Origin of the sequence: uncultured Streptococcus sp., assembly GCF_963521255.1 — a bacterium.
Taxonomy (GTDB): domain Bacteria; phylum Bacillota; class Bacilli; order Lactobacillales; family Streptococcaceae; genus Streptococcus.
This window is the reverse complement of record NZ_CAUQTU010000005.1, coordinates 139,205-146,074: the sequence shown is the minus strand read 5'-3', so window position 1 is coordinate 146,074 and position 6,870 is coordinate 139,205. Positions and strand designations below refer to the sequence as shown.

The following is a 6,870-nucleotide window of genomic DNA, read 5'->3' as shown; positions in this document are numbered from 1 at the left end:
TCTTAGCTGGATCTACTGGTACATATTTAGGATAACTTTCTACTACTCGTACTGTAGATGGTACTTCAACTAATACTTTATCCCCTTGTTTAACAACAACGGTAACTTTCTTATCACCTGGTTTAGATGTATCTACTTCTTCTTTATACTCAAATGTTGCATCTTCTGGATAATCATTCGGATCAATACTATCTTCAGCAGATGGTTGTTTCTTACCTTCATCCACTGGAACGATTTGTGGATTCCCTTGTACGACCTTCACTTTTGTTGGTACTTCTACAAGTTTATCTTCTCCATTTTTGGCAACAACAACCACATCTTTTTCGCCTGGTGTTGTTGTGTCTACAGGTGTCTTGTACTCAAAGGTTGTGCCATCTGGATATTGTTCAGGATCAATGCTCTTAGCTGCATCTGGTTGTGGTTTGCTTGGATCTGCTACTACGTATTGTGTCTTAGGATCTACAACCACTACTTTTGCAGGAACTTCTGCAATTGGTTGACCATTTAGCTTAGCTACAACAGTTACATCTTTTTCGCCTGTAGTTGTTGTATCTACCGGTGTCTTGTACTCAAAGGTTGTGCCTTCTGGATAGTCTCCTGGTGTAACACTGTCTTTCGCTTCTGGTTGTTTCTTAGTTGGATCTGCTACCACAAATTGTGGTGTGCTACCTACTACTCGTACTGTTGCTGGAACCTCTACAATTGGATTACCATTTTTATCTAGTACTTCAACAATAACATCTTTATCTCCAGGTGTTGTTACATCGATTGGAGATGTTTGTCCATCTGGAGTCTTATATCTAAATGTAGATCCTTCTGGATAATCTGTTTTATCAATACTTTTCTCTGGATCTGGTTGCTTGTTGTTTTCATCTACTGGTACGATTTGAGGTACACTCTCAACTACTGTAACTGGAACTTTGACCGTTGTAGTTTTTTCTTGACCATCTACAGTATATTTAACGGTTACATCTACTTCAGTATCATCCGTTAATTCAGGTATTGTTACTGGCACTGTATTATCAACAGTAACTGTTGCTCCTTGAGGTAATTTACCTGTAAATGTTCCATCAGCAATTGCTTTTTCAGCTTGAGCTAGTACTTTTTCTTTAGCCTTTTCCTTGTCGCTGTTTTTAGCAACTAAAATTTCATCAGCTTCTGGTTTTGGTAATACTGTTACTGGAACACTTACTGTTTCTGTTAACTTACCATTATCATATGTTACTGGTACGTCTACTTTAACATCAGTCGCTCCAGCTTTACCTGCTGTTTCTGGTAATGTTGTTGGTTCACCTTTTGTTCCATCTGTTCCTGGTGTTACTGCACCTTTAGCTGCATCAGCGGTTACTTCATCGCCTTCGAATACAACGATTTTACTTGGTGTTGAGCTTACTACTGTTACTGGTACACTAATTGTGTCTTCTACTACTACTGTACCTGTTGCGTCTTTGTATTGTACTTTTACTGGTACATTATCTTTATCACCATTTGAATCTGTTGCTGGAACAGCATAATTTTGATTTGGAACTAATTCTACTGTAACTCCTGATGGTAATGTTAGTTTACCTAGTGCAGCTTGTGCTTTTTCTTTTACAGCCGTTGTTAAGTTTTCACCAGTTGTATCTTTTAATGTGATTACTTTTTCTGGTGTTGCTTTTGGTAACACTGTTACTGGTACTGTTACTGTTTCTGTTCCGTTTGGATATGTTACTGTTGTTGTTGCAGTTACATCTGTTGCTCCTGCTTTACCTGTTGTATCTGGTAATCCTGCTTCTATTGGAGCGTTAGTTGTTCCTCCAGTACCTGGTGTTACAGCATTCTTAACTTTCTCAGCATCTGGTTTTGTTCCTTCTACGGTGTAGACTGGTTTTGGTTCTGAACCTAATACGTTAATTGTTACTGGAATTGTTGTAGGGTACGTTTTTCCATCTACTGTATATGTTGCTGGAACATTTACAACACCCTTGTTTGTACCCTTTTCTGCAGTTATTGTCGCTAATACTTCTTCTGTAATATCCCCAACTGTTACTGTCGCTCCTGTTGGTAATTTTCCTTTGAAGTCTGCCGCTTCTACTAATTCTGTTGCTTTTGCTTTAGCAACTTCTTTAACTTTATCTACACTCTCACCTTTTGGTACTTCAACTTCGCCTGATGCTTTTGGTAATACTGTTACCGGAACACTTACTGTTTCTGTTAACTTACCATTATCATATGTTACTGGTACGTCTACTTTAACGTCTGTCGCTCCTGCTTTACCTGCTGTTTCTGGTAATGTTGTTGGTTCACCTTTTGTACCATCTGTTCCTGGTGTTACGGCTTCTTTCGCTTGCTCTGCTGTTGGTTTTTCACCTTCGAATACAACGATTTTGCTTGGTGTTGAGCTTACTACTGTTACTGGTACAGTAATCGTATCTTCTGCTACTACTGTACCTGTAGCGTCTTTGTATTGTACTTTTACTGGTACAGTATCTTTATCACCATTAGAATCTGTTGCTGGAACAGTATATGTTTGATTTGGATCTAATTCTACTGTAACTCCTGTTGGTAGTGTTAATTTACCTAGTGCAGCTTGTGCTTTTTCTTTTACAGCTGTTGTTAGGTTGTCACCAGTTGTATCTTTTAATGTGATTACTTTTTCTGGTGTCGCTTTTGGTAACACTGTTACTGGTACTGTTACTGTTTCTGTTCCGTTTGGATATGTTACTGTTGTTGTTGCAGTTACATCTGTTGCTCCTGCTTTACCTGTTGTATCTGGTAATCCTGCTTCTATTGGAGCGTTAGTTGTTCCTCCAGTACCTGGTGTTACAGCATTCTTAACTTTCTCAGCATCTGGTTTTGTTCCTTCTACGGTGTAGACTGGTTTTGGTTCTGAACCTAATACGTTAATTGTTACTGGAATTGTTGTAGGGTACGTTTTTCCATCTACTGTATATGTTGCTGGAACATTTACAACACCCTTGTTTGTACCCTTTTCTGCAGTTATTGTCGCTAATACTTCTTCTGTAATATCCCCAACTGTTACTGTCGCTCCTGTTGGTAATTTTCCTTTGAAGTCTGCCGCTTCTACTAATTCTGTTGCTTTTGCTTTAGCAACTTCTTTAACTTTATCTACACTCTCACCTTTTGGTACTTCAACTTCGCCTGATGCTTTTGGTAATACTGTTACTGGTACACTTACTGTTTCCGTCAACTTACCATTGTCGTATGTTACTGGTACGTCTACTTTAACATCTGTTGCCCCTGCCTTACCTGCTGTTTCTGGTAATGTTGTTGGTTCACCTTTTATACCATCTGTTCCTGGTGTTACTGCTTCTTTCGCTTGTTCAGCTGTTGGTTTTTCACCTTCGAACACTACAACCTTACTTGCTGTTGAACCTACTACTGTTACAGGAATTTCTACTTCTTTACTTGCAACTACATTACCATCTTTTACATACTCTACAACTGCTGTTGCTGGTGTCTGTACTCCAGTTGCTGTAGTTGCCGGTACTGTTCCTGCTTTAACTTCTTTAACTCTTACAGTTACACCATCTGGCAACTTAGTTGTCGCTGTAGCTGCTTCTGTGGCTTTTGCTTTTACCACTTCTTCTAAACCAGTGCTATCTTTTAGTACTTTTACACCTTCTGGAGTTACTTTTGGTAAAACTACAACATCTACTTTAGTTGCTACTGAAATTGTTTCAGTTCCTTTTGTATAAGTAACTGTTGCAGGAGTTGGCAATGTTTGACCTGCTTTACCTGCAGTCGTTGGGATATCTGTAATATCATTTTTAGTTGGAGTAAAGCCTTCTACTGCTGTAGGATTTACTTTTTCTTTCAACTGATCATTTGTTACTGTATCATCTTCAACTGTATACAATTTATTGGTTGGTTGATCTTCAACTGTAATTGTATATGTAGTTGAATTTACAGCAGTTTCAGCACCCTTATCAGTTCCAGTTTCAGTATCAGTATTAGCAGTCACAACATTTCCGTTGCTATCTTTCACTTCAACTTTAACTGTGTAAGTACCTACTTCTGATAGTAAATGAGCTTTTGCTTGCTCTATATCTGTATATTCTGTTTGTTTTCCTGATGGTGCGGTTACAGTTACTTTAGTTACAGTTGTTTCTTTTTTAGGTGATGTAGTTGCATCATCTTCTGTATCTCTAATTGTTACTGCAGCTGATGCTTGTTTCACTAAGTCCACTGTAGCACCTTTTACTGTAGTATAAGAAGTTGAACTTGCAGTCGGAGCGTCATTAAGAATCGAACCTTTGTCTTCTAGTGACTCAGCTTTACTTCCCTTTATCAATCCTGTAAATCCTGATTCTGTTCTAACTTTCCAGAAATCCCCTTCTTTTGTTGCCGTTACATTAGAACCATCTGAAGATTTCCATTCTTTAGTTACAGCATCATATTCTACAATTGTAGTGGCTCCATCAGTATTTTCAGTATTTAATCTAGGTACAACCGTTTTTGGTCTAGTTACTTCATCTACGCTTACTACTTTATCATCAGCATTAAAAGTTCTCGTATAAGAGTATATATAATAATTTGTAGAACCATCAGCTTGCACTTCTGTATAAACTTGACGTTTTGTAAGTTTATATCCACCATTTGATGTCGGAGTTCTCACTTCTTTATATGCATCTTCTAGTTCCCAATGACCAGTTGTTTCACTTAACCTTGCTGCGTGTTTTTGACCATCATCGCCTAATAACTCTATTTCGTTTCTTAATAGAGTTGCCTTAACATTTTCCGTTATTGCTTTTACTTTAATAGTGTCTACTGCTGCATCTTTTGTATCTTCTTGCGATACAGGAACATTAATTTCTCCACCGACTGGCCCAAGCACAGCTCCCCCATCAGCTAGAGCCCAATTCCCATTTTTTGCTTCTAATTTAATAACTTTACCATTTGGCAATGTTAATTCTGCTGATGAAGCACCTTCTGAGATTGTTACTGGAATATTTGTTGCATATGCGTGAATATTTTTTACAGTTACTGTTGGTTTAACCACTACTGTCATGTACTTCTGTACTTCATGGCCAGAATGAATCCATGTAGTATCTGATTTATTTTTATTATTATAATCTTTAGCAAACACAGAAACTGTATATATACCAGCTTTTGTTGGAGAACCTATTAACATTCCTTTACCAAATATTTTTTCATCTCCATTAGCTTCTTTTTCAGTAGGTGTTTTATCTCTAGATAAGTCATAATCTACACCAGGTATTGAAGTTGGTGCAGTTCCTTGATTTTTTGTAGTTGGATAACCTGCTAATCCTGATACTGCTTGTCTATATGATTGATTACCAATTTCAACAACTCTTCCATCTTTTAAAGTATATTTTACTCTTCTTTTGTCTCCAGAAAAGTTAGATCCTGCATCATCACTATATTTCACTTCAATATTAACATTTTGACCTACAGTTACCTCATATGCATCATTAGAAACTTCAATTTTAGGTGGTTGTGTATCTTGCCATCCAATCCAACCAGATCTTAAATTTTGAAACTTCATTCTAACGATTTGATGAGTTTTTTCATTCTCCGCTGCCACATCAAATCTAAAATCATAGACACCATTTTGAAGATTTGCAACTACTCTACCCTGAACCGAATCACTTTCCCTGTCATATATTAAACCAGGAGGCATGTTACTCGGTTCAATTGATTTTATTTTCCAACCTACCTCTTTAGCTTTCTCAGTAACTGCAAAACGATTTGAGATATTTGGAATATAAACACGGTCTACTCCTTGTTCGTATCCTAACTTATAAATTTCTGTTGCCAAAAATTCATAAGCTCCAGAACTTCCAAAAACTGTTGCAGGATTGTTTGAAATTCTATTACCATCAGGTTTTTCCTTATTTCTCCATAATTTAGCTTCTTCTTGTAATTTTTGAACCTGTTCTTTTGAAAGTGGGTAATCCATTCTACCTGGAGATGTAGCTGGTTCTCCATTTACTGTTGACATTGCTACTGGGTTTTCCACTTGACCAGTTCTTTGAGAAGAATACATTTCTATTTCTAAATCTGTAGGAGCTGCTCCAGTTCCATATACAACTATATCTCCTGCTCTACCAGCTGCTAGTGCAATAGCTCCAGAATTTCTTCTTGGATCATTTTCCGGTAAAGCTACAAATGTAAATTTATCAGTACCTGTTGTAGCTGTATCTGGCAATTGAGCATTATTACTATCATCAAGCTTATAAGCATCTGCTCTAAAACCACTCTCACCTTTTCCAGGAATGGCTTTTCCATTACGAGGATCTTGATTTTTAGTTTCCTTTTCTTCTGTTGCTTCTGATTTGATACTGTTTAAAATGACTAGGCTACTTGAAAGTTGTTTAGCTTGTGCATCCACTTTTTCCTGTGTTTTTGTATCATCATTTAAAAGCTCTTTTGCTTTATTAACCAAGTTTTTAGCATCATCAATGACTGATTTTGTTTTCTTGTCTTCAGTTAATTGACTCAATCTACTTTCAACTTTAGCAACTAAATCTTCTAATGATGCGGTATTAATAGCAACTTTTTCCGTCACTACATTTGGAGTTTTAACTTCACTGTTTTGTTTGTCAGTAGTAGACTCTTTAACAGAACTAGTTTTTTGTCCATCAGAAGCTTTATCAATAGCAGATGATTGTCCAGCAACTTCCTTAGAGGAATCTGGGGACTTATCATTTAGATTTTGAACTTCTGTAGATTCTGGATTAGTTAGTTGTTCAGCCGCTTGGACGCTTCCTCCACCAAGGAAAAACAATCCAGTAGCTACAGCCACACTAGCCGCACCGAAACTAACCTTACGAATACTGTAACGTGTGAATTTCTCCACTTGCGATTGGCGAACATGATGCTCTTTGGGTTTAAACATTCCCTTAC

Annotated in this window: 1 protein-coding gene; it reads right to left on the bottom strand. The window is 37.3% G+C overall.

Annotated elements, in window-relative coordinates:
- Positions 1-6,862 (bottom strand): YSIRK-type signal peptide-containing protein (locus RWP09_RS05425; RefSeq protein WP_314434833.1); only part of this gene is annotated, 6,862 nt, incomplete at its 3' end.
- Between the last annotated feature and the right edge of the window lie 8 nt (positions 6,863-6,870).